Source organism: Micromonospora carbonacea, assembly GCF_014205165.1.
Lineage (GTDB): Bacteria > Actinomycetota > Actinomycetes > Mycobacteriales > Micromonosporaceae > Micromonospora > Micromonospora carbonacea.
In genome coordinates this window covers 423931-446294 of the sequence record NZ_JACHMZ010000001.1, presented here as the reverse complement: position 1 = coordinate 446294, position 22364 = coordinate 423931, and the positions used below count along the sequence as shown (strand labels likewise).

Here is a 22364-nt window from a genome sequence, read left to right as displayed (position 1 = left end):
AGATCAGCCTTGCGGAAGCCAGGTCGCAGAACGGCACGCCTCGGTGTGCTGGCCGGCATGATCACCGGAGCGCTCGTCACCACCCTCGCCGTACCCGCGTCGGCCGCCCCCGGCGCGGCGGAGCCCGGGCGTCCCGCGCCCGCCCCGCTGCGTCCGGGCGGACCGGAGGCCGCGCCGGACCGGTACATCGTGGTGCTCGCCGACCCGCCCGCCGGCACCGACCGCGCCACGCGCACCGCCCGCACGAGCCGGGCCGCCGCCGTCGCCGAGCGCGCCGGCGGCACCGTGCTCAACCGCTACACCCGGGTTCTCGACGGGTACGCCGCCCAGCTCTCCCCGGCGGCCCTCGCCGCCGTGCGGGCCGACCCCGCCGTCGCGTACGTCGAACGGGACAGCCGCATCTACGGCGGCGGCGCCGACGACTTCTCGACGCAGGCCGTCCAGTCGAACCCGCCGTCCTGGGGGCTGGACCGCATCGACCAGCACTACCTGCCGCTGAACAACAGCTTCGGCTACACGTCGACCGGGTCCGGCGTCACCGTCTACGTGGTCGACTCGGGCATCCGGGCCAGCCACGTCGACTTCGGCGGCCGGGCCAGCGGCGTCTACGACGCGGTCGGCGACGGCAACGGCACCAACGACTGCCACGGCCACGGCACGCACGTCGCCGGCACCGTGGGCGGCGCGACGTACGGGGTGGCCAAGTCCGTCACCATCAAGGCCGTACGGGTCCTCCAGTGCGACAACTCCGGCTGGACGACGGACCTGATCGAGGGCATGGACTGGATCGCCACCCACCACGACCCGGTGTCGGTGGCGAACTTCAGCCTCCAGGGGTACGGCACCACCCCCAACACCGCGGCCGAGAACCTGATCGACTCGGGCGTGCACACCGTCTTCATCGCCAACAACTTCAACACCGACGCCTGCACCAACGGCCCCCGGTCGTCCCGGGGCGTCACCGTCGCCGCGACCGACGTCACGGACACCCGGGCCTCGTTCTCCAGCTACGGCACCTGCGTCGACGTCTTCGCCCCCGGCGTCAACATCACCTCCGCCGGCATCGCCTCGAACACGGCCGTCGCGTCCGGCTGGTCGGGCACCTCGATGGCCGCGCCGCACGTCACGGGCTGGATGGCGCGCTACCGGCAGCAGTTCCCGACGGCCACGCTCGCGCAGGCCAAGAGCGCGCTGATCGCCGCCGCCACCACCGGCGTGGTGATCGACCCGGGCCCCGGCTCGCCGAACCGCCTGCTCTACGCCGCCCCGTAACGAGTGTTAGGAAGGGCCCCTTGTACAACAGAATGCGTTAACAGGGGGCCCTTCCTTACATCCAGACGCGGACGGTGGCCGTGAGGACGAGCTGGGCGAGGGATGCCGGCACCAGCACCAGCCAGCACAGCCGCTGGAGCTGGTCCTCGCGCAGCCGGGGGTACGACACCCGCAGCCAGATGATCACGAACGAGACGGCGAAGACCTTCAGCAGCGTCCACAGCCAGCCGAGCTGGGCGTCGGCGAACGGGCCCTGCCAGCCGCCGAGGAAGAGCACGGTGGTCAGCGCGGCGATCACCACGATGCCGACGTACTCGGCGAGCAGGAAGAACGCGAAGCGCAGCCCCGTGTACTCCGTCAGGTAGCCGAAGACCAGCTCCGAGTCGGCGACCGGCATGTCGAACGGGGGCCGCCGGATCTCGGCCAAGCCGGCCACGAAGAAGACGATCATCGCGGGGGCCTGCCAGAGCAGCCACCAGGGCCGCCACGCCTCGACGATGCCGGGCAGGCTCAGCGTGCCGGCCGCCATCGCCACCGACGCGGCGGCCAGCACCAGCGGCAGCTCGTAGCCGAGGAGCTGGGCGGCCCCGCGCAGCCCGCCGAGCAGGCTGTACTTGTTGGCGGACGCCCACGCCGACATCAGCACCGCCACCACGCCCACCCCGACCACGGCCAGGACGAAGAACAGGCCGATGTCCAGCGGCTGGCCCACCAGGTCGCCGGGCCCGAGCGGGATCACCAGCAGGGCGAGCAGGTAGGGCACCAGGGCCACCACGGGGGCCAGCCGGAACACCGCCCGGTCCGCCTCCCGTGGGGTCACGTCCTCCTTCTGCACGAACTTGACCCCGTCGGCGACGAGCTGCGCCCAGCCGTGGAAGCCGCCCGCGTACATCGGGCCGAGGCGGCCCTGCATGTGCGCCATCACCTTGTGTTCGGCCTGCCCGACGACGAGCGGCAGGGTGAGGAAGGCGACCAGCACGCCGACCACCCGCAGCACGGCCTCCAACCAGTCGGGCATCAGGCCGCGCCCCCGTCGCCCGCGCCGCCGTCGCCCCGCGTCGCGCTCTCGCCCCGCGTCGCGCTCTCGCCCCGCGTCGCGCCGGCGGGCGGCCCGGCGGCCGGTGGCGACGTCGGCCCCCACTCGCCCGGGGCCGGCACCCCAGGCGGGCGCACCGCGCGGCGGCCACCGGCGGCGGTCGACTCGCCCGGCTCCTTCGCGCCCGGCCACGGCTTCGCCACCCGGGAGGCGAGCACGAACTCCTTGCGCAACGGGTGCCCCTCGAACTCGGGCGGCAGCAGCAGCGGACGCAGCTCGCCGTGCCCGGGGAAGTCGACGCCGAACATCTCGAACGTCTCCCGCTCGTGCCAGGCCGCGCCGGGGTAGAGGTCGACGACCGAGTCCACCCGGGGCGCGTCCCACGGCACCCGGGTGCGCAGCAGCAGGCCGTGCCGACGCCCCGTCGACCACAGGTGGGCGACCACCTCGCAGCCGTCGGCGAGCTGGTCGACGGCGGAGAGCCAGTCGAAGAAGTCGCAGCCCAGGTCGGCGTCGTCGCGGGCCGCGCGCAGCGCGTCCCGCCAGCTCGCCGGGGGTACGTCGACGGTGGCCCGCGCGTACGCCTGGCCGCCGGACACCGACGCGGTGGCCTCGACGGGCGCGAGCAGCGCGACCAGTCGCTGGCCGACCTCTTCGGGAGTCATGCCGCTGATCCTATGACCGACGCCGGTCACCCGGGGCGGCCCGGATGCCGGTTCTGCCGGGCGGGCGGCGGGCCGGATGCCGGATTCGCCGAGCGGCGGCGCGCCCGGCGGTGAAGGATGGGGTCGTGCGCGCCGTGACCGTCAACCCCGGAGTCCGCGACTCGCTGCGCCTGGTGGACGACTACCCGGAGCCGCACGCCGAGGAGGGGGCGATCCTCGTCGAGGCGCTGGCCGTGGGGATCTGCGGCACCGACCACGAGATCGTCGAGGGCACCTTCGGCGAGGCCCCGCCCGGCGCGGCTGCCCTGGTGCTCGGGCACGAGTCGCTGGGCCGGGTGGTGGAGGACCCGAGTGGCATCCTGCACCCCGGCGACCTGGTGGTCGGCATCGTCCGGCACCCGGACCCGGTGCCCTGCGCCAACTGCGCGGTCGGCGAGTGGGACATGTGCCGCAACGGCGAGTACACGGAGCACGGCATCAAGGGGTTGCCCGGCTTCGCCCGGGACCGGTGGCGGGTGCAGCCGCGCTTCGCCGTCGGGCTGGACCCCGTCCTCGCCCCGGTGGGGATGCTGCTGGAGCCGACCAGCGTGGTGGCGAAGGCGTGGGACCACATCGAGCGCATCGGGGCCCGCGCCGAGTGGCAGCCGCAGACCGCGCTGGTCACCGGGGCCGGGCCGATCGGCCTGTTGGCGGCGCTGCTGGCCACCCAGCGTGGGTTCGCCGTGCACGTGCTGGACCGCGCCGAGACCGGGCCGAAGCCGGACCTGGTCCGGGCGCTGGGCGCGACGTACCACACGGGGCCGGTGAGCGAACTCGACCTCGTGCCGGACGTGGTGGTGGAGTGCACCGGCGCGCCGGCGGTCGTGCTCGACGCGATGTGCAAGGCCGGGCCGACCGGCATCGTCTGCCTCACCGGCGTGTCCAGCGGCGGCCGGACCCTCGACTTCGACGCCGGGGCGCTCAACCGGGAGCTGGTGCTGGAGAACAACGTGGTGTTCGGCTCGGTCAACGCCAACCGGCGGCACTGGGACCTGGCCGCCACGGCGCTGGCCCGCGCCGACCAGTCCTGGCTGAACGCGCTGATCACCCGCCGGGTGCCGGTGGCGGCGTACGCGGAGGCGTACACCCCCACCGGCGACGACATCAAGGTGGTGCTGGACTTCACCCGGTGAGCGGCCCGGCCCCGGGTCGGCTCAGATGCCGGGCAGCCGGCCGTTGCGGAACAGGTCGACGAAGAGCTGGTGGTCCTCGCGGGCCCGCAGCCCGTACGCGTGGGCGAACTCCACCAGGCCCGCGACGAACCCGTCGGGGTCCGTGTCGACCGCCGCGACGATCGCCTCCTCGGTGGAGTAGTCGACCAGGTCGTGGCTGGACTCGTCGTCGGCGACCGAGTGCATCCGGGCCACCGCCCGGCCCAGGTCGGCCAGCACCCCGGCCAGCTCCTCCGGCTCGTTGACGTCCGCCCAGTCCAGGTCGGCGGCGTACGGGGAGACCTCCGCGACGAGCTGCCCCGCCCCGTCCAGCTCGGTGAAGCCCAGCCACGGGTCGGCGTGGGCCTGGAGCGCCCGCTGCGACTCCGCCGTCCGGTGCCCCTGGTGCCGGAAGTACGACCGCACCCGCTCGTCGTCGATGTGCCGGGCGACCGCCGGCACCTGGGCCTGCTTCATGTAGATGACGACGTCGTTCTCCAGCGCCTCGGTGTGCCCCTCCAGCAGCAGGTTGTACGACGGCAGCCCGGCCGAGCCGATGCCCACCCCCTTGCGCAGCACGACGTCCTTGATGTGCGCGGAGACCGGGCGCAGGTTCGCCGAGGACTCGGGCAGGCTGCCGAGGTAGTCGGCGAACGCGGCGCAGACCTTCTCCCGGGTGTCGCCGTCGATCTCGAACACCCCGTCGCCGAGGGAGAACCGCCGCTCGTAGTTGTCGACGGTGGTCTGCGCGGCGAGCAGGTCCACCCGGGTGTTGAGCCGGGCCTGCTGGAGCACCCGGCGCAGCACCCCGTCGGCGTTGTCGAGGGTGATCGAGCCGATCGCGTCGTCCCCGCCGGCGGCGATGGCCCGCAGCTCCGTGAGGTACGACCGGGCGAAGCCGGCGACCAGGTCACCGATCGCGCGGTCGGAGAGCGCCTTGGCGTAGCCGAGCAGGGCGACGCTGGCGGCGAGGCGGCGCAGGTCCCAGGTGAACGGCCCGACGTACGCCTCGTCGAAGTCGTTGACGTTGAACACCAGCCGCCCGGAGGCGTTCATGTAGGTGCCGAAGTTCTCCGCGTGCAGGTCCCCGTGGATCCACACCCGGCTGGTGCGCTCGTCGAGGAACGCGTCGTCGGCGAAGTCGCCCCGCTGGTCGGCGTAGAAGAGCGAGGCGCTGCCCCGGTAGAAGGCGAACGGCGAGGCGGCCATCTTGCGGAACTTGCGGCGGAACGCCGCCGGGTCGAGCGCCATCGACGCGCCGAACTCCTCGGTCAGCACGTCGACGATGAAAGCGGAACGCTTGTCCGCAGACTGGTTCATGGCCGCAGGCTAATCCCACCCCGCCACCGTCCCGCCTACCCGGTCCCGCCCTACGCCCTGGGTCGCGCCCAGCCGGTGAAGCGCTCGGCCAGCCGGGCAGGCAGGACAGCACCGCCCAGCTCGACGGCAGCTTCCTCCATCAGGGCGGCGAGGTGGCTCAGCAGGCCGTCACGGTCCTCCCGGTACACCGCCAGGAGACGCAGCTTGGCGGGCGAGCAAGGCCAGGCGATCCCGCACGCTCGGCAGCGCCAGGTGGGTCGGCTCGGGGCGTGCTCCGGCCGCCTCATGCGGGCACCCGCACGCTGCGGGCGGCTCGGCCGGGACGGCGGGTCGCCGTCGTCACCGCCTGACCCGGGGTCAACCACCGCAGCCCGTTCCGCCGGACGAACAACTCACGCTTGGCGACCGCCTCGCCCCGGGCGTCCAACTCGTACGCCTCGATCCAGGTCCAACCGTGGTAGGTGTGCCGGTCGGTCAGCTCCCGGATCGCCCGCACGACGATCGGGCGGACGAACTGCGGGCTCGCGGCGCGGGTCAGGTGCAGCAGGTCGCCCGCCCTGATCGCCCGCGCCGTCACCAGCGGCCCGGTGTGAAGCGATCCGGGCAGGGGGCCGGCAGGCCACACGAACAGCGCCGCCAGCACGAACGCCACGTCCGGCGGTGGGAGGGAGCGAGAGGTACGGGTTTGGGTTCACGGAGTGTGGGCATACGGCCACACTGGCAGCCTATTGACAGGTAGTCAATCCCCCTGATGACAACTTGCCTACCTCTGTCATCGGAGGGTCCGCCCGTGCGAGTCATGGCGCTGTCCGAGGTCGCCGCCTATCTGGGCGTCTCACGCCAGCGCGCCGCGATCCTGGTCGACCGGCCCGACTTCCCCGCCCCCATCGACACGCTCACCGTCGGGCGCATCTGGGACGCCGCCGAGATCCGGACATACGCCGAACGCCGCAACCGTCCCCTCGCCGACGAAGAACCCACCTGACTCACCCTCACCCCGTCCGCCCGCGCCGATCTTGCACTTGCGGCCCCCGAGAAGGGCGTTTCGCCCGCTTTGCCTGGGCCGAAACTGCAAGATCGCGGGGGTGAGGGCTGCGCCAGGGGCGCATCGTGCGGGGGAGCGGGATGGGGTAGATCTTGGAAGTTCTCGGCCCCCAGAGGGGCCGTCCGCTTCCAAGATCTGTGAACTTCGGAGCGGGTGGCGTCGCAGGAGCGCTGCGGCTTGGGCAGGGATGCGAGGTCGCGCTCGATCCCGGAAAGGGTGGCCTCCTCGCCGCAACAAGGCCACGCGTTCACTGATCGAGCACGATCTTGTTGTGCAGGCCCACCTCAGGTGCTCCAGAACCCACCCATGCGGGCCGCGGTGGGTCGGCTTCGACACCGGCCCCAGCTATTCAGGGGTGGCCCGTGTCCGGTTCGCCGCCGTCAGTCGGCACCCACCATGTCCCGTCCCGCTGGGGCGTCCCCGACAGAGCCTCGGTGGCGAGAGCGATCGGCATCCTGCGGGGGCGGGCAACGGCGCGGGCGGGATGGGTCAGGAGCCCTCTGGCGGGTTCCAGACCGTGACATGGGCGGTTACCTGGAAGGAGTCGTCCGGATAGCGGATGACCTTGAACATGGCAACGTGGTCCTTGTTGGTGGTCAGGCAACCGATTCTGCCGACCGGGACGTGAACCCACTCCGCGCCGTGCGTGGAGACGCGCTCGGCGCATTGCTGCCGCGAGGGCGTGCCCGGCCCCGGCCACAAGGCGAGCTGTCCCCATTCCGCGTGCAGCCCGTCATCCGCGCTCGCCGAGTCCCGACTGAGGTCCGCGTCGGTCGACCAGTATCTCTGCACCGCCGCCGGCACGGTGTCGAGATCGACGCCGTGGGTGGCGAACTGCACCTCACCGCTCCACCGGACCTCCCCGTCGGACGGGGCGGCCACGGTGGGGCCCGGCCCGGTCGACGAAGTGGCCGTAGGGCTCGGGGTGGCCGTAGGGCTCGGGGTGGCCGTGGGACCCGGCGCGGCCGGGGAACTCGGCACCGGCGGCGCGTTGGCCGGGCTGCTCGCTCCGGCACTCGGCCTGGCGTCCGGTGGAGCGTCCTTGTCGTCGCCCCTGGTCGCCACGTAGATCGCCACCGCAGCCCCGAGCAGGGCTGTCACCAGGCCGATGAGGGCGCTCAGCACGGCCCCCCTGCCGCTGCCGTCCAGACTCTCGTTGTAGTGGCGGCTCAGGCGTCGCCGCAGGGTCGGCCGCTCGTCGGGATTCTGGTTCCTCGGCACGTCTTCTGGCACTGCCACTGCGGTCCCCTCTTCGCCTCGACTCGCTGGCGGGCCACCCGGAACATCGAGCTTCGACACGGCTGATTATGCCGGGGCAGGGCACGCACGAACCGGAGCCCGGACACGGTGTCCTGCCGAGGTCCGCATCCGTCACGCGCGCTCAATCGGGGCGGGACTCAGTCGGGGCGGCGGATGGGCGGGGCGGCCAGCGACTCCACCGAACGGGGGGACCGGCCGCCGGCCGGTGCGGCCTCCGCGTCGGCCGGGGAGGCCAGGGGGTCGGGGCGGGGGACGCCACCGATGCCGGACTGCTCGGCGGCGATCTTCTCCTGCAGGCGCAGGATGCCGTGCAGCAGCGCCTCCGGGCGGGGCGGGCAGCCGGGCACGTACACGTCGACGGGGATGAGCTGGTCGACACCCTTGGTCACCGAGTACGAGTCCCAGTAGGGGCCGCCGCAGTTGGAGCACGCGCCGAAGGAGATGACGTACTTGGGCTCGGGCATCTGGTCGTAGAGCCGCTTGATCGCCGGGGCCATCTTGTCGGTGACCGTGCCGGAGACCACCATGAGGTCGGCCTGGCGCGGGCCGTGGGCGAACGGGATCACCCCGAGCCGGATGAAGTCGTGCCGGCCCATGCTGGTGGCGATGAACTCGATCGCGCAGCAGGCCAGGCCGAAGTTGAACACCCACAGCGAGTAGCGGCGGCCCCAGTTCAGCACGAACCGGATCGGCTCCCCGAGCACTGCCGGCAGCTGCACGACCGCCTCCTCTCCTCCGCGCCAGTCAACCACAGCCGCCGCCCGCCCCGAACGGGACAGCTCAGGGCGGCGGCTCAGGGGCAGCTCAGTAGGTGGGGCGTTGCAGCAGGCCGACGAACTCGACCAACAGCCGCTCCCGCAGGGCCGGCGGGGCGGCGTCGAGCAGGGCGTTGACGGTGGCGTCCGGCGCGAAGCCGCCGCCGGAGCCAACCGCAGCGCCACCAGACCCGGCCGCAGCGCCAACGGCACCGGCCGCCGCACCGCCGAGGCCGAGGGCGGCGGCCAGGCCGGCGACCAGTTCCGGGGTGAGCGCGTCCGGGGTCAGCGTCGCCGCGAGCGCGGTCAGCTCGGCGGGCAGCTTCACCGGGCCGGCGGCGCGGGCCGCCGCCGCCGCGTCGGCCAGGTCGGGGCCGAACTCCGCCACCCGGGGGGCCACCGCGGCGGTCACGGTGAGGTGCACGCTGGCCGGCAGGTCACCGTACGAGAGTTGGGGCTGGGTGTGCCAGCCGCGCGCGGTCAGCTCGTCGACCAGCACGAACAGGTCCAGCGTCGGGTCGGTGGAGGTGAAGCAGACCACCGTCGACTCGGGCTCGGCCAGCAGCCGCAGCCCGTGGGTGCCGCGTACCGCGTCGGCGAGCCCGGCCACGGCGTCGCGGGTCGCCGCCGCGAGCCGCAGATAGCCGTCCTCGCCGAGGTGGCGCAGGGTGGCGTACGCGGCGGCGATCGGGCCGCCGGAGCGGGTGGAGGCGATCACCGGGTTGACCATCGTGTAGCCGGGCCAGTCGGCGTACGCGAAGAACTGCGGGGCGCGCAGCGCCGGGGTGCGGTGCAGCAGCACGGAGACGCCCTTCGGGGCGTACGCGTACTTGTGCAGGTCGACGGAGATCGAGGTGACCCCGGCGACGGCGAAGTCGAACGGCGGCACCGGCTCGCCGAGGCGGCGCAGCCAGGGCAGCGTCCAGCCGCCGAAGCAGGCGTCGACGTGGCAGCGCACCCCGGCCCCGGCGGCCACCGCCGCGATCTCGGCGACGGGGTCGACGACACCGTGCGCGTACGAGGGGGCGGAGCAGGCCACCAGGACCGTGTCGGGGCCGATCGCGGCGGCCACGGCGGCGGCGGACGGCCGCAGGGTCACCGGGTCGACGGGCACCGGGTCGAGGGCGACCCGCAGGTAGTGGGCGGCCTTGGCGAACGCCGCGTGGGCGGTCACCGGCACCGCGATGCGGGGCGCGGCGACGTCGGGGCGGGCGTCGCGGGCGGCCTTCACGGCGAGGATCAGCGACTCGGTGCCGCCGCTGGTCACGCTGCCGACGACGTCGGGGGCGTTCGTGCCGGTGCCGCCGCCGAGCAGCCGGGACGCCGCCCCGACCAGCGCGTTCTCCATCGCCAGCAGCGACGGGAACGCCGTCGGGTCGAGCCCGTTGACGTGCGCGCTGCCCGCGTGGGCGGCGGCGGCCAGCTCGTCCAGGCCCGGCACGGCCGGGTCGTAGACGTACGCGAAGAGCCGCCCGCCGTGGGTGGGCCGGTCGCCCGCGCGCAGCGCCTTGACGTCGCCGAGCACCCGCTCGGCCGGCAGCCCGCGCTCCGGCAGCGCCCGGCCGGTGTCCTGGCCGTTGTCCTGGTCGTCGCTCATGCGGCGGTGACGTTCCTCTCGTGGTGGCCGGTGGCGACGGTAAGCAGGTCGTCCCGGGTGAGCGTGTAGTGGCGCAGCAGGAGCAGGGGCGGGCCGACCAGCAGGGCGGGCAGCACGGTGAAGCCCAGCAGCACGCCGAGGCGGGCCGCGTCGGACTGCGCTGCCGCCGTGCCGGTGGCGGAGGAGACGTAGCCGCTGAGCTGGAGCACCAGCCCGTAGATGCCGGGGCCGAGGGCGAGGCCGAGGGTCTCGCCCGCCGTCCACAGGCCGGTGAACACGCCGGCCTGCCGGCGGCCGGTGCGCGCCGTGTCGTACGCGATGCAGTCGGGCAGCATGGCCAGCGCGAAGACCTGCTGGCCGGCGTACCCGACGCCGATGACCGCGACCACGAGGTAGACCGCGACGGCCGGCAGCGCCGGCGCGGCGACCAGGCCGGCGGCACCCGCCGTGAGCAGCACGGACGCGGCGACCAGCGCGGACCGCTTGCCGACCCGCGCGCCGACGCGGGTCCACAGCGGCATCACCAGCAGCGCTGGCCCGACGAAGCAGGCGAACAGCACGGTCGGGCCGGTGGTGGGGTCGCGCAGCACCTGGTCGGCGAAGTAGCTGACCCCGGCCAGGATGGTGGCCACCCCGGCGGACTGGATCACGAAGCAGACCAGCAGCGCCCGGAACGGCCGGTTGCGGGCGGCGACGGCGAGCTGGGCGCGCAGCGTCGGCTCGCTCTCGCCGGCCGTGCCGGTGGGCGCGCCCCGGGTGCCGAGGAACGCGCCGAGGGTGCCGAGCACGATCAGCGCGGCGACGAACAGGCCCATCCAGCGGTGCCCGGCGACGCCGTCGCCGCCGGCGGTCACCACGGCGGGGGCCACCGCGCCGGAGACCAGGATGGCCACCGCCAGCACCGCGATCCGCCAGCTCATCAGCCGGGTACGTTCGGCGTAGTCGTCGGTCAGCTCGGCCGGCATCGCCACGTAGGGAACCTGGAAGAACGCGAACGCGGTCGCCGTGGCGAGGAAGGCGAGCGCGACGTACGCCCCGGCGGCCGGTCCGGCGTCGAACGGGGCGGCGAAGATCGCGGCGAACAGCACGGCGAGGGCGAGCCCGCCGAGCAGCAGGTACGGCCGGCGGGCCCCCCAGCGCGACCGGGTGCGGTCGGAGATCCGCCCGGCGACGGGGTTGACCAGCACGTCCCACGCCTTCGGCAGGAGCACCAGCAGGGCGGCCACCCCGGCGGCGACGCCGAGGGTGTCGGTCAGGTAGGGCAGGAGCAGCAGCCCCGGCACGGTGCCGAAAGCCCCGGTGACCAGGGAGCCGAGGGCATAGCCGGCGTGCACCCGGCGGGGCAGGACGTGGCCGCCGGACTGCGGAGCGGCCCCGCCCGCGCCGGGCTGCGGCGCCTGGGCCGCGGGCGGCGTCCCGGGTCCGGCGGGCGGCAGCGTCATGACGCCGAATGTTACTCACGTTACGGTCGCGGTCACATCCCCTCTTCCGGCGACCAGGCCGCCGCGGCCATGTCCACCCCCGTCCCGCCCAGCGGGGCGCCCTCGGCGCGCAGCCGGGCCCGCGCCTCGACCTCGTGGCCGGGCGGCAGCCGGCCCGCCGAGGTGACCACCCGGTGCCACGGCACCCCGCCCCCGTGCCGGGCCATGATCGAGCCGACCAGCCGCGCCGACGCCCGCCCCGAGCGCTCGGCCAGCGCGTCGGCGACCGCGCCGTAGGACATCACCCGGCCAGGTGGGATGCGCTCGACCAGCTCCAGGACCGCCTCGACGTACTCCGCAGGTGTCACGAGCTGCCACGATATGGGAACGCCGCCGGGGCCCGCCGACCCGACCGCGCAGAATGGGCGGGTGCGTCTCGCAGTCACCTCGGCCCGGCGGGTCGTCGTCAAGATCGGCTCGTCCTCGCTGACCACCGCGTCCGGGGGCCTCGACGACGCCCGCGTCGACGCGCTCGTCGACACCCTCGCCCGGCTCGCCGCCGACGGCCGCGAGGTGGTGCTGGTCTCCTCCGGCGCGATCGCCGCCGGGCTCGCCCCGCTCGGGCTCAGCCGCCGCCCGCGCGACCTGGCCACCCAGCAGGCCGCCGCCAGCGTCGGCCAGGGCCTGCTGATCGGCCGGTACGCGGCCGGCTTCGCCCGGCACCACCTCACCGTCGGGCAGGTGCTGCTCACCGTCGACGACGTGACCCGGCGGGCGCACTACCGCAACGCGTACCGGACGCTGCGCAAGCTGCTCGACCTGCGGGCCGTGCCGATCGTCAACGAGAACGACACCGTCGCCACCGAGGAGATCCGCTTCGGCGACAACGACCGGCTCGCCGCCCTCGTCGCCGCCCTCGTCCACGCCGAGCTGCTGGTCCTGCTCTCCGACGTCGACGCCCTGTGGACCGGCGACCCGGCCCGCCCCGGGTCGACCCGGATCACCGACGTCCACGACGAACACGACCTGGCCGGCGTGCAGATCGGCGGGGCCGGGCGGGCCGGCGTCGGCACCGGCGGCATGGTCACCAAGGTCGAGGCGGCCCGGATCGCCACCGGCTTCGGCATCCCCGTGGTGCTCACCGCCGCCGGACTGGCCGCCGCCGCGCTGGCTGGCGAGGAGGTCGGCACCCTGTTCCACGCCGAGCGCAGACGCCCGACCGCCCGGCTGTTCTGGCTCGCCCACGCCACCACCCCGCGCGGCCGGCTGCACCTCGACGCGGGCGCGGTGGCCGCCGTGGTGGGGCGGCGCAAGTCGCTGCTGCCGGCCGGGATCACCGCCGTCGACGGGGCGTTCACCGCCGGCGACCCCGTCGACCTGGTCGACGCGGGGGGCGCGCCGGTGGCCCGGGGGCTGGTCAACTACGACGCCGTGGAGCTGCCCGGGCTGCTCGGCCGCTCGACGGGCGAGCTGGCGGCGGCGCTCGGGCCGGCGTACGAACGTGAGGTCGTCCACCGCGACGACCTGGTGCTGCTGTAAGCAGGGGCCCCCTGTTAACGCATTCTGTTGTAAAAGGGTCCCTTCCTAACACCGTGAGGAGTGAGCTGGATGAGCGTCGTCGAGCAGGCCAGGCGGGCCCGGGGCGCGGCGGAGGCCCTGGCGGTCGCCACGCGTACCACCAAGGACGCCGCGCTGGTGGCGATGGCCGACGCGCTGGTCGCGCGTACCGCCGAGATCGTGACCGCGAACGCGGCGGACCTGGCGGCCGGGCGGGAGGCCGGGCTGAGCGCGGCCATCCTGGACCGGCTCGCCCTCGACGCGGGCCGGGTGGCGGGCATCGCCGACGCGCTGCGCGAGATGGCCGCGCTGCCCGACCCGGTCGGCGAGGTGGTCCGCGGCTCGACCCTGCCCAACGGGCTGGAGCTGCGGCAGGTCCGGGTGCCGTTCGGGGTGGTCGGGATCATCTACGAGGCCCGCCCCAACGTGACCGTCGACGCCGCCGGGATCTGCCTGAAGTCGGGCAACGCGGCGCTGCTGCGCGGCTCCGGCTCGGCGGCGCACTCCAACGCGGCCCTGGTCGCGGTGCTGCGCGACGCGATCGCCGACGCGGGCCTGCCGGCGGACGCCGTGCAGCTCCTCGACGCCAGCTCCCGCGACTCGGTCAAGGAGCTGATGCGGGCGCGCGGCCTGGTCGACGTGCTGATCCCGCGCGGCGGGGCGTCGCTGATCCGCACCGTCGTCGAGGAGTCGACGGTGCCGGTGATCGAGACGGGGGTGGGCAACTGCCACGTGTACGTCGACGCCGCCGCCGACCTCGCCAAGGCCGTCGCGATCACCCTGAACGCGAAGACCCAGCGCCTGTCGACCTGCAACACCGCCGAGTCGCTGCTGGTGCACGCCTCGGTCGCGGACGCGTTCCTGCCGGCGGTGCTGGCCGCGTTCGCCGAGGCCGGGGTGACGGTGCACGGCTCGCCGGAGGTCGCCGCGTACTCGTCGGCGGTGGTGCCGGCGACCGACGAGGACTTCGCCACGGAATACCTTTCGGCCGACATCTCCGTCGCCGTCGTCGACTCGCTCGACGCGGCGGTGGCGCACATCCGCCGGTACGGCACGGGGCACACCGAGGCGATCGTCACCGACTCCCAGTCGGCGGCCCGCGAGTTCGTGGCCCGGGTCGACGCCGCGGCGGTGATGGTCAACGCCTCGACCCGGTTCACCGACGGCGGCGAGTTCGGCTTCGGCGCGGAGATCGGCATCTCGACGCAGAAGCTGCACGCCCGGGGGCCGATGGGCCTGCCGGAGCTGACCAGCACCAAGTACGTCGTGACGGGCGACGGCCACCTGCGGGGGTAGGTGTAAGGAGGGGCCCCCTGTTAACGCATACGGTAGAGAGGGGTTCTCTTCTCACCCCGCTGGGCGGGGCTGAGGCGGCGGTGGTGCCGGTCAGCGGCAGGCGCGGATCGCCGCCAGGGTGGTGTGCACGTCGAACTGGTGGCCGTCGTCGCTCTCCCAGCCGCCGTCGCTGCGCTGGGTCTCGGTCAGCCGGCGGCGGGCCGCGACCAGCGTCCAGTGCTGCTCGTCGACGCCGACCCGGCGCAGGGCGGCCGCCAGCGACGCCGCGTTGGCCGGGGAGAGCTTCGGCATCCGGTCGGCCAGCACCACCTGGATCCGGGCCGACTCGTAGAACAGCTCCTGCTGGTGGAAGACCGCCGCGCTCAGCCAGCCGACGGCCAGGTACGACGGGAAGGTGCCGTCCGGCTGGAGCTGCCCGGCGAGGGCCCGGACGCCGGCCTGCACGGCACCGGCGTACGCGTCGCCGGCGAGCTGGTTGCCGGCGAGCTGGTTGCCGGCGAGCTGGTTGCCGGCATGCGGGCTGCCGGTCGCCTGGTCGGGCGGGCCGGCCGGCCAGCGGGGGTCAGGCGGATGAGCCGACCAGCGGGGGTCGGGCGGGTGCGTCGACCAGCGGCCGGGCGGCGCGGCGGCCCGCGCCGCGTCCAGGTCGGCGACGGTGAGCCAGAAGGTGACGGTGGCGGTCAGGTACAGCCGCGCCTCGGGGTCGCCGGGCCGGGCCCACCAGGGAGCGTCGTCGGCGAGGGCGGCGTCCTCCTCCCAGCCGCCGTCGGCCTGCTGCCGGGACGCGAGCCAGTCCAGCGCCCGGCGGGCGGCGGGCCGGCCGAGCGCGCCGAGGTCGTCCAGCTCGGCGAGGCGGAAGCAGGTGGCGTCGACCGAGGCGAGGTCGGTGCCCCACACGGCGGGCCAGCCGCCGGTGGGCGTCTGCCCCACCTCGGCGCTGTCGAGCAACTCCGGCGACGGTGTCGCACCGGCCCGCAGCCAGGACAGCCGGGCCCGTTCCACCGCGTCACCGTGCGCCACCACGAACCCGATCGCGGCGTCCAAGTCGACCACGGCAGGAACGCTACCGACGCAAACGCGATCCCACCTCGGATGGTCGGCCGGGCGACACTGGGCGAGCAGGTGCCAACGGTGGGCGAGCAGATGTGAACGGTGGGCGCGCGGATGTGAGAAGGGGCCCCTTCTCTGCCGTAAGCGTTAAGAAGGGGCCCTTCCTTGCACCGCCAGCGCGGGCGCCGCCCGCGGTGGCCGCGGTCAGTACGCCGGCAGCGAGGGGTCGATCTGCTTGATCCAGGACAGGACGCCGCCCTGGACGTGTACCGCGTCGCGGAAGCCGGCCGCCTTGAGCGCGGCGAGCGCCTCGGCGGAGCGGACGCCGGACTTGCAGTGCAGCACGATCTGCTTGTCCTGCGGCAGCTTCGCCAGCGCCTCGCCGGAGATGATCTCGCCCTTGGGGATGAGCGTCGAGCCGGGGATCCGGACGATCTCGTACTCGGCGGGCTCGCGGACGTCGACGAGGAAGATGTCCTTGCCGGCGTCCTGCCACTCCTTGAGCTCGGCTGCGGTGATCGTCGCGTCGACCACCGCCTCCTGGGCCTCCTCGGAGACCGCGCCACAGAAGTCCTCGTAGTCCTCCAGCAGGTCGGTGACCGTCGGGTTCTCGCCGCAGAGCACGCAGTTCGGGTCCTTCCGAACCTTGATCTTGCGGTAGCTCATCTCCAGGGCGTCGTAGACCATCAGCCGGCCGACCAGCGGCTCACCGATGCCGGCGAGCAGCTTGATCGCCTCGTTGACCTGGATCGAGCCGATCGACGCGCAGAGCACGCCGAGCACGCCGCCCTCGGCGCAGGAGGGGACCATGCCGGGCGGCGGGGGCTCCGGGTAGAGGCAGCGGTAGCAGGGGCCGTGCTCGGCCCAGAACACCGACGCCTGGCCGTCGAACCGGTAGATCGACCCCCAGACGTACGGCTTGCCGAGCAGCACCGCCGCGTCGTTGACCATGTAGCGGGTGGCGAAGTTGTCGGTGCCGTCGACGATCAGGTCGTAGCCGGAAAAGATCTCCCGCACGTTGTCCCGGTCCAGCGCCGTGTTGTGGATCTCCACGGTGACCAGCGGGTTGATCTCCCGGATCGACGCGGCGGCGGACTCGGCCTTGGACCGGCCGACGTCGGAGACGCCGTGGATGACCTGCCGCTGGAGGTTGGACTCGTCGACGGTGTCGAAGTCGATGATGCCGAGCGTCCCGACGCCCGCCGCGGCCAGGTAGAGCAGGGCCGGCGAGCCGAGACCGCCGGCGCCCACACAGAGCACCCGGGCGTTCTTCAGCCGCTTCTGCCCCTCGACCCCGACGTCGGGGATGATCAGGTGGCGCGAGTAGCGGCGGATCTCGTCAACGGTCAGCTCGGCGGCGGGTTCGACGAGCGGGGGCAACGACACGGTGGACTCCCCGGGATCGGCGTGGGTGACGAGCCATTGTCGCTCGCCGGAGCGCCGGTCGGCCATGAGCAGGGACACCCGCCCGACATGCGGGAGCGGGAATATCTCAGGTGCCCGGGACCTGCTCCCCCGCGTACCGCCTGCCGTCGAGGTAGGGCCAGGGGTTCGCGACGCAGCCGTCGAGGCCGTACGTCTGCTGCTGCATCACCGGCGCGGGCTCGCCCGGCCCCGGGCACGCCTCGTGCAGCTCGCCGAGCTCGTGCCCGACCTCGTGGTTGACCACGTACGTGCGGTAGGCGTCCAGTGGGGCGCCGTAGTCCGGAACCGCCTCCATCCACCGGGCCAGGTTGATGATCACCTGCCCGGGCAGACGGCAGGAGGTGTACCGCTCGGTGCGGAGCCCGCCGAGCGCGCACATCCGCTCCGAGGTGACGGGGGTGGCCAGGTAGACGGTGAAGTCCACCTCGGGTGCGGACACACCGGAGACACCGGGGGCGGAGGGGGCGGCGGCGGCTTCCGGGCCGGCGGGAGCGGCGGGCCCGGCCACCCGTTGCAGCCGCACCTCGCCCGAGGCGGTCCAGCTGCGCGGGTCGCCCAGCGCCTCGTCGACCGCCTCGGCGAACGCGTCCGCGTCCTGGCCGGTGTCCCGCTCGACAAGCACCCGGTAACGGCGCACCGGCCCGCCCGCGCCCCGGACCGGGGACCCGCCCGCGGCGGCCACGAACCGGCCGGGTCCGCTGGTCGGCCAGTCGCCCGACCGCCCCTGCTCGGCCCGCCCGGCCCGACCGTCCTGGTCGGCCCGGTCGCCCGGCGCGGCCCCGACGCTGCGGTCGCCCGCGCCGGCCCCCGCCCCGCCGGGTTGCGCCGGCCCGGTCGGCGGCACCGCGCCGAGGACCAGGAGCACGGCGGCGGCGACGGCCGCCAGGGCGGACAGGCCGCCGAGCGCCGTACGGGGGCCCGGGCGACCCGGCCGCCGGGGGCGGTACGCCCCGGACGGGGAGAGGGAAGTCACCCCGTCAGCCTGACAGACAAATCGCGCCCAACTGCGCTTTTGCCGCTAGCAGTGCGAGAAGCCCTCGCCTTTTCCGCGCGCCCCGCCCCGGCCGCAGCGACGGGAGCCAACCCGATCACCGTGGCAGGCCCCCGGTCACAGCGGCGGGCCGGCGTAGCGGCGGCCGTCCCGGTACGGCCACGGGTTCGCCACGCAGCCCTTGAGGAAGAGGGTCTGCTGCATCATCACGGGCGCCGGCCGGCCCGGCTTCGGGCAGCGCTCGTGGCCGTGGCCCAACTGGTGCCCGACCTCGTGGTTCACCACGTACGTCCGGTAGACCGCCAGCGGCACCCCGGCCGCGACGAAGTGCGGCACCGACAGCCGCCACCGGTCCAGATTGATGATCACTTTCCCGGGCGCGCGGCAGGAGGTGTACGGCCGCCCGCCCACCCGGATGTCGACCCCGCCGGCCGCGCACATCCGCGCCGCCGTGCCGGCCGTGGCCAGGTAGACCGTGAAGTCGTGCCGGGCCGTGCCGGGCACCCGTTGCAGCCGCAGCCGGCCGCTGTCCACCCAGCTTCCCGGCCCCGCCAGCGCCTCCTGCACCGCCGTGCCGAAGTCGCCCGCGTCCTCGCCCGCCTCCCGTTCCACCGCCACCCGGTAGCGGCGCAGCGCGCCGGCCGCGCCGAGCACCGCGCCGGGGCGGTCGTCGTACCGGAAGCCACCCCGGCCGGCCGACGGCACGGGGCCCGGGATCCGCAGCACCGGGGACGCCCCGGGGGCCGGCGGGGCGCCGGGGTCGACGGGCGGGGAGCCGCCGAACGCCACCGCCGAAGGGCCGCCGGGGCCCGGCGACGCCGGGGCCGGGGCCGCGCCGCCCGGCGGGGCCGGTGTGCGGGCGGCCTGGTCCACGGCCAGCGCCTCGACCTCGGTCGGGGGCCCGCCGGTCGGGGGCCGGGCCGTCAGCAGGACCGCGCCGGCCAGGACGCACCCGGCGAGGGCGGCGGCCGACAGCAGGGCCCACCGGCGGGCGGGCGGGGTTGCGGGGGAATTCGGGCGGGAAGCGCGACGAGGCAGGAATCCGGGCATCCCGGTCAGGATGCCACGTCACGGACCGTCACGGGGTTCGCCACTTCGTCGAGCAGACCGAGCACCGCGCGGGCCACCGTGCGGGGCACCTCCAGCTGGGCCACGTGCCCGACGCCGCGCAGCATCAGCAGCCGACTGTCCGGGATCACCCGGGCGGCCTGCGGGGCCACCCGCACGTCGACCAGCCGGTCCTCGGACCCGCCGATCACCAGCGTCGGCACCCGCACCGCCGCCGCGAGCCGCCACAGCGACTCCGGCCCCCGCAGGTACGAACGCAGGAAGCTGGAGACCAGGCCGCGGAAGGTACGCACGTACACGGAGGCGTAGTGCGCGGCCTGGTAGCGCAGCAGGATCTCCTCCAACGCCTCCCGCCGGCGCTGCTCGCTGATCCGGGTCAGGTCGGCCACGCAGGACTCCAGCACCTGCTGCGCCATCACCTCCGGATCCAGCCGGGCCAGTTGCCAGCCGACGAGCCGCTCCCCGCGCGGGACGGCCAGCAGCGGCAGCATCCGGCCCTGCAACGAGCGGCGGAAGTCCAGGAAGGGCAGCGCCGGGGAGATCAGGGTCAGCGTGCGTACCAGGTCCGGGCGCAGCGCGGCGACCCGCACCGAGATCGCCCCGCCCAGCGAGTTGCCGAGCAGGTGCACCGGCCCCCGGCCGGAGTGCTCGATCCAGCGGACCACGTGCTCGGCGAACGCGGGGACGGTGTAGCGCCGGCTCGGCTCGCTGTGCCCGAATCCCGGCAGGTCGATGGCCTGGCCGTCGAGCCGGTCGGCGAGCAGCCCGGCCAGGTCGGTCCAGTTCTGCGACGACCCGCCGAGGCCGTGGACGTAGAGCGCCGGCTCCGCCGCGGCGGCGGTGGCCGGGGTGTCTCGGACGTAGGTGACGGTGCCGTCGAGGCGTACCTCCCGACCGGGCCACGGCGGCGGGGTGCCGTGCGGGGGCAGGTGGTGGTCCGGCCCGAGGATGGCGGCTTTCATGGCACCAAGTCTGCCCGCGCCCGCCGCGTCCCGCCCGCGTTGCGCCCACCGGCCGGCGACGGCCACGCCGGACCGCCGGCCGGCCCCGCACCGGGAGCCGCGTCGGGCGCGCCCGGCCCGGCGGCTCACGCGAGCAGCGCCTCCAGGCGGCGGTTGACGGCCGCCAGGGTGGCCCGGACGACGGCCTGCCGGGGGTCGCCGGCCACCAGCGCCGAGCCGGCGAGCTGCTCGACCCAGCCGTCGCAGACGAGCAGCACCACGACCGTGGCCACCTCGCAGTTGCCGAACGGCACCACCGCCGCGTGCTCGACGAAGCACCGGCCCCGGTCGGGCTCCTGCTCGCCGCCGCGCAGCAGCTGGTCCACCGCCGCCGCGGCGGCGACGGCGCAGAGCCGCAGCACGTAGCCGTCGACGGCGGGCCCGGTCGCGTAACCGGATGCGGTCTCCCGGTCGGCGAGGAGGCGGACCTCGACGTTCGCGTCGAGGCCGAACGTGCTCACCTGGACGTGGTCGATCACCACGCGGGGCCCCGGCGCGCCGCCGGTGTCCAGCGGTCGCGAGGGCGCGGTCTCCGTCGTGGTCATCTGCCCACCGGAGTACGAGGAGCCGAGCGTCGCCGGGCTGCCGGTCGCGAGCCCGGCGGGGGCGGCGCTGACCTGGCCCGGCTCCTCCACGGCGGCCCGGCCCCGGTGCGTGGTCGCCTGGCGACGCCGGCGCGGCGGCTCCCCCGCCGGGTCGGCCCGGCGGTCGAGCCGGGGCGGCGGCGCGTCGGCGGACGGTCGGCCCTCGGGCAGCCGGCCGGCGGCCCGGGGGTCGACTGCCCGGGGGTCGGCGGGCCGCCGCTCGGGGGGCCGGGGGGCGGCGCCCCGCAGGTCGGGGCGCGCCTCGGCGGAGCGGCGACGCACGGGCGGGGGCGGGGCGCCCGGTGGTCCCGCGGCGTCCTGCGGGGCGGCGGCCAGCCCCATCCGATCCTGGAGCAGACGGGCCACCTGGCGGCTCACCTCGGCGGGGTCGGCGCCGTCGGCGAGGTCGAGCCGCAGGCTGTGCGCGCCGGCCGGGGTGCGGCGCAGGGCCGCGTCCCGCACCCCGGCGACACCGCGCACGGCGTCGAGGATGGCGTTGACGTCGAACCCCTCGGGCCGCTCTTGCGGCGGGGCGGGCTCGTCGTCGCGACGAAGGTGGGTGGCGGTGCGGGCGAGCTCCGGGGTCTCTGCGGGGGGCTCCACGGCTGGCGGCTCCGGCACGACGGGCACGTCCGGTTCGGCGGGGACGCGCTGCGGCAGCACCGCCGTGCGGTCCGGCTGCCGGCCCCCGTCGGCCGGGGCGGCCGGGTTCACCGGGTCGGGTGCGGATCGGCGGGCCGCGTACGGGGGTGCGCTCGCCGGGGCGGGCGCGGGCGGGGTGCGGACCAGCCGGCCGATCCCGCTCGTGGCGGGCGCGGCGGTCGGTCCGGCGCCGGTGGCGGTCGGCGGTCGGCCGGGCGCGTCGGTGGGCGGGGCGTCCTCGGGGACCGGACGGAGCCGGAAGGGCCGGGCGGCGGCGGCCCGGACCTCGGCCGGGTCGACGGCTGCGGCGGACGAGGTCCCGGGCCCGCCGGCGGGCGGGGCGGACGCCGGGTGGGCACCGGCCCAGGCGGGGCGCTCGGCCGGCTCCGGGGCGGGTCGGGTGGTCGGCTCGGCCCCGGCACGCGGCTCGGACCCGGGACGGGGCACCTCGTACGGCCGGACCGGCTCGGCGCGGACCGGCTGGTACGGCCGGACCGGCTCGGCGCGGACCGGCTCGTAGGGCCGGGTCGGCTCGGCGGCGTAGGGGTGGACCGGCTCCGGCGGGTGGCCCCGACCGGCCGGGGGGGCCCAGTCGGCCGCCCGGCCCTCGCGCGACGGCGGACCGGCCTCCTCGGCCTCCGGGCGCGCCGGGCCGTTCGGCTCGGCCTCCGCGCGGGCCCGACGCCCGGCCAGCTCGTCGACGCCGGCGCGGCGGTCGGCGGTGTCCTCGTCGGCGCGCAGGCGACGCCCGGCCGGTCCGTCGTCGCGGGACCGGCGGGCGGGCTCGCCCTCGTCGTCGCGCAGGCGGCGGGCGACCGGCTCGCCCTGGTCGCGGGACCACGGCGGGGCCCACCCCCCGCCCCAGCTCGGGCGGTTCCAGTCGGGGCCGGCCCAGCCCGGCGGGGGCGGCGCGGCGGTCTCGTCGCGCCCCCGGTCGGGCCCGCGGTCGGGCTCGCCGGGATAGCCGCCACGACCCGGTTCGCCGGGATGGCCGCCGCGACCGGACTCGGCCGCCGGGTAGCCGCGCGGGTCGTCGTCCTCGGGCGGGAACCGGTGGGCCCAGTCGTACGGCCCGCCGGCGGTCGCGCCGTGATCGGGGGCGGCGCGGTCGGCGGGGAAGCCGCGCGCCGCGTCGAAGCCGGGGTCGGCCGGTGGGGCCTGACCGGCGGGGGGCGCGGACGCCGGGGCG

20 protein-coding genes and 1 pseudogene are annotated in these 22364 nt (G+C 75.4%); 5 read left to right on the top strand and 16 right to left on the bottom strand.

All coding sequences use genetic code 11. The annotated features are described in order from the left end of the window. Positions 1 to 9: 9 nt before the first annotated feature. Positions 10 to 1272: a S8 family peptidase gene (locus HDA31_RS02010; RefSeq protein WP_219824959.1), complete on the top strand. Its 1263-nt coding sequence runs from the start codon at positions 10 to 12 to the stop codon at positions 1270 to 1272. Positions 1273 to 1327: 55 nt separating this feature from the next. Here the strand turns inward: HDA31_RS02010 and HDA31_RS02005 are convergent, their stop codons facing one another. Both HDA31_RS02005 and HDA31_RS02000 read right to left on the bottom strand, forming a co-directional pair. Continuing rightward, positions 1328 to 2290 (bottom strand): complex I subunit 1/NuoH family protein, encoded by a 963-nt coding sequence (locus HDA31_RS02005; protein WP_178066463.1) that lies wholly within the window; start codon positions 2288 to 2290, stop codon positions 1328 to 1330. Then, on the bottom strand, positions 2290 to 2973 hold the full coding sequence (locus HDA31_RS02000) for an NADH-quinone oxidoreductase subunit C (protein WP_246384153.1): 684 nt from the start codon (positions 2971 to 2973) through the stop codon (positions 2290 to 2292). Before HDA31_RS02000 ends, HDA31_RS02005 begins: the two co-directional genes overlap by 1 nt. A 125-nt stretch (positions 2974 to 3098) precedes the next feature. Between HDA31_RS02000 and HDA31_RS01995 the strand changes: the two genes are divergently transcribed. Then, on the top strand, positions 3099 to 4145 hold the full coding sequence (locus HDA31_RS01995; protein WP_178066464.1) for a glucose 1-dehydrogenase: 1047 nt from the start codon (positions 3099 to 3101) through the stop codon (positions 4143 to 4145). A gap of 21 nt (positions 4146 to 4166) precedes the next feature. Here the strand turns inward: HDA31_RS01995 and HDA31_RS01990 are convergent, their stop codons facing one another. The 3 genes from HDA31_RS01990 to HDA31_RS01980 are packed head-to-tail and all read right to left on the bottom strand — an operon-like array spanning position 4167 to position 6135. Beyond that, a complete protein-coding gene (locus HDA31_RS01990) occupies positions 4167 to 5483 on the bottom strand; it encodes a DUF2252 domain-containing protein (RefSeq protein ID WP_178066465.1) in 1317 nt (438 codons plus the stop codon). A gap of 50 nt (positions 5484 to 5533) precedes the next feature. Continuing rightward, positions 5534 to 5770 carry a flavin reductase gene (locus HDA31_RS01985; protein ID WP_178066466.1) on the bottom strand — a complete coding sequence of 79 codons (237 nt, stop codon included), beginning with the start codon at positions 5768 to 5770 and terminating at the stop codon, positions 5534 to 5536. Beyond that, positions 5767 to 6135 carry a hypothetical protein gene (locus HDA31_RS01980; RefSeq protein ID WP_246384154.1) on the bottom strand — a complete coding sequence of 123 codons (369 nt, stop codon included), beginning with the start codon at positions 6133 to 6135 and terminating at the stop codon, positions 5767 to 5769. Before HDA31_RS01980 ends, HDA31_RS01985 begins: the two co-directional genes overlap by 4 nt. Before the next feature lie 147 nt (positions 6136 to 6282). On the opposite strand from HDA31_RS01980, the gene HDA31_RS01975 reads away from it, so the two are divergent. After that, the gene (locus HDA31_RS01975) at positions 6283 to 6468 is read left to right on the top strand and encodes a helix-turn-helix transcriptional regulator (RefSeq protein WP_246384722.1); all 186 of its coding nucleotides are present in this window, start codon (positions 6283 to 6285) and stop codon (positions 6466 to 6468) included. A gap of 549 nt (positions 6469 to 7017) precedes the next feature. Here the strand turns inward: HDA31_RS01975 and HDA31_RS01970 are convergent. The 5 genes from HDA31_RS01970 to HDA31_RS01950 all read right to left on the bottom strand — a co-directional run bounded on the left by HDA31_RS01970 (position 7018) and on the right by HDA31_RS01950 (position 11929). Then, the gene (locus HDA31_RS01970; RefSeq protein ID WP_178066468.1) at positions 7018 to 7368 is read right to left on the bottom strand and encodes a hypothetical protein; all 351 of its coding nucleotides are present in this window, start codon (positions 7366 to 7368) and stop codon (positions 7018 to 7020) included. 557 nt (positions 7369 to 7925) lie between these two features. After that, entirely contained in the window at positions 7926 to 8507 is a 582-nt protein-coding gene (locus HDA31_RS01965; RefSeq protein ID WP_178066469.1) for an NADH-quinone oxidoreductase subunit B, read from the bottom strand. Positions 8508 to 8592: 85 nt separating this feature from the next. Further along, positions 8593 to 10140, bottom strand: a complete 1548-nt coding sequence (locus tag HDA31_RS01960; RefSeq protein WP_178066470.1) for a pyridoxal phosphate-dependent decarboxylase family protein — start codon at positions 10138 to 10140, stop codon at positions 8593 to 8595. Continuing rightward, entirely contained in the window at positions 10137 to 11582 is a 1446-nt protein-coding gene (locus HDA31_RS01955) for an MFS transporter (protein WP_178066471.1), read from the bottom strand. The genes HDA31_RS01960 and HDA31_RS01955 overlap by 4 nt, the downstream gene beginning before the upstream one ends. Positions 11583 to 11614: 32 nt before the next feature. Further along, positions 11615 to 11929, bottom strand: coding sequence for an MGMT family protein (locus HDA31_RS01950; protein ID WP_074472481.1), 315 nt, complete (start codon positions 11927 to 11929; stop codon positions 11615 to 11617). A 13-nt stretch (positions 11930 to 11942) separates the two neighbouring features. Between HDA31_RS01950 and proB the strand changes: the two genes are divergently transcribed. Together proB and HDA31_RS01940 are read left to right on the top strand one after the other, a co-directional pair. Further along, complete coding sequence (proB, locus tag HDA31_RS01945; protein WP_178066472.1) at positions 11943 to 13100, top strand: glutamate 5-kinase; 1158 nt, start codon at positions 11943 to 11945, stop codon at positions 13098 to 13100. A 69-nt stretch (positions 13101 to 13169) separates the two neighbouring features. Then, the gene (locus tag HDA31_RS01940; RefSeq protein ID WP_074472479.1) at positions 13170 to 14414 is read left to right on the top strand and encodes a glutamate-5-semialdehyde dehydrogenase; all 1245 of its coding nucleotides are present in this window, start codon (positions 13170 to 13172) and stop codon (positions 14412 to 14414) included. 90 nt (positions 14415 to 14504) lie between these two features. Here the strand turns inward: HDA31_RS01940 and HDA31_RS01935 are convergent, their stop codons facing one another. From HDA31_RS01935 to HDA31_RS01910, 6 genes and pseudogenes are all read right to left on the bottom strand, one after another. After that, a complete protein-coding gene (locus HDA31_RS01935; RefSeq protein ID WP_178066473.1) occupies positions 14505 to 15467 on the bottom strand; it encodes a prenyltransferase/squalene oxidase repeat-containing protein in 963 nt (320 codons plus the stop codon). 201 nt (positions 15468 to 15668) lie between these two features. After that, positions 15669 to 16916, bottom strand: coding sequence for an adenylyltransferase/sulfurtransferase MoeZ (moeZ, locus tag HDA31_RS01930; RefSeq protein ID WP_176734760.1), 1248 nt, complete (start codon positions 16914 to 16916; stop codon positions 15669 to 15671). A 40-nt stretch (positions 16917 to 16956) separates the two neighbouring features. Further along, positions 16957 to 17862, bottom strand: coding sequence for a DUF3152 domain-containing protein (locus tag HDA31_RS01925; protein WP_178066474.1), 906 nt, complete (start codon positions 17860 to 17862; stop codon positions 16957 to 16959). Positions 17863 to 17997: 135 nt separating this feature from the next. Beyond that, positions 17998 to 18930 carry a DUF3152 domain-containing protein gene (locus HDA31_RS01920; protein ID WP_376701353.1) on the bottom strand — a complete coding sequence of 311 codons (933 nt, stop codon included), beginning with the start codon at positions 18928 to 18930 and terminating at the stop codon, positions 17998 to 18000. A gap of 5 nt (positions 18931 to 18935) precedes the next feature. Next, a complete protein-coding gene (locus HDA31_RS01915) occupies positions 18936 to 19910 on the bottom strand; it encodes an alpha/beta fold hydrolase (RefSeq protein WP_178066475.1) in 975 nt (324 codons plus the stop codon). 125 nt (positions 19911 to 20035) lie between these two features. Next, positions 20036 to 21739 (bottom strand): annotated as a pseudogene (locus HDA31_RS01910) (hypothetical protein); the annotation flags it as partial. Positions 21740 to 22364 lie beyond the last annotated feature (625 nt).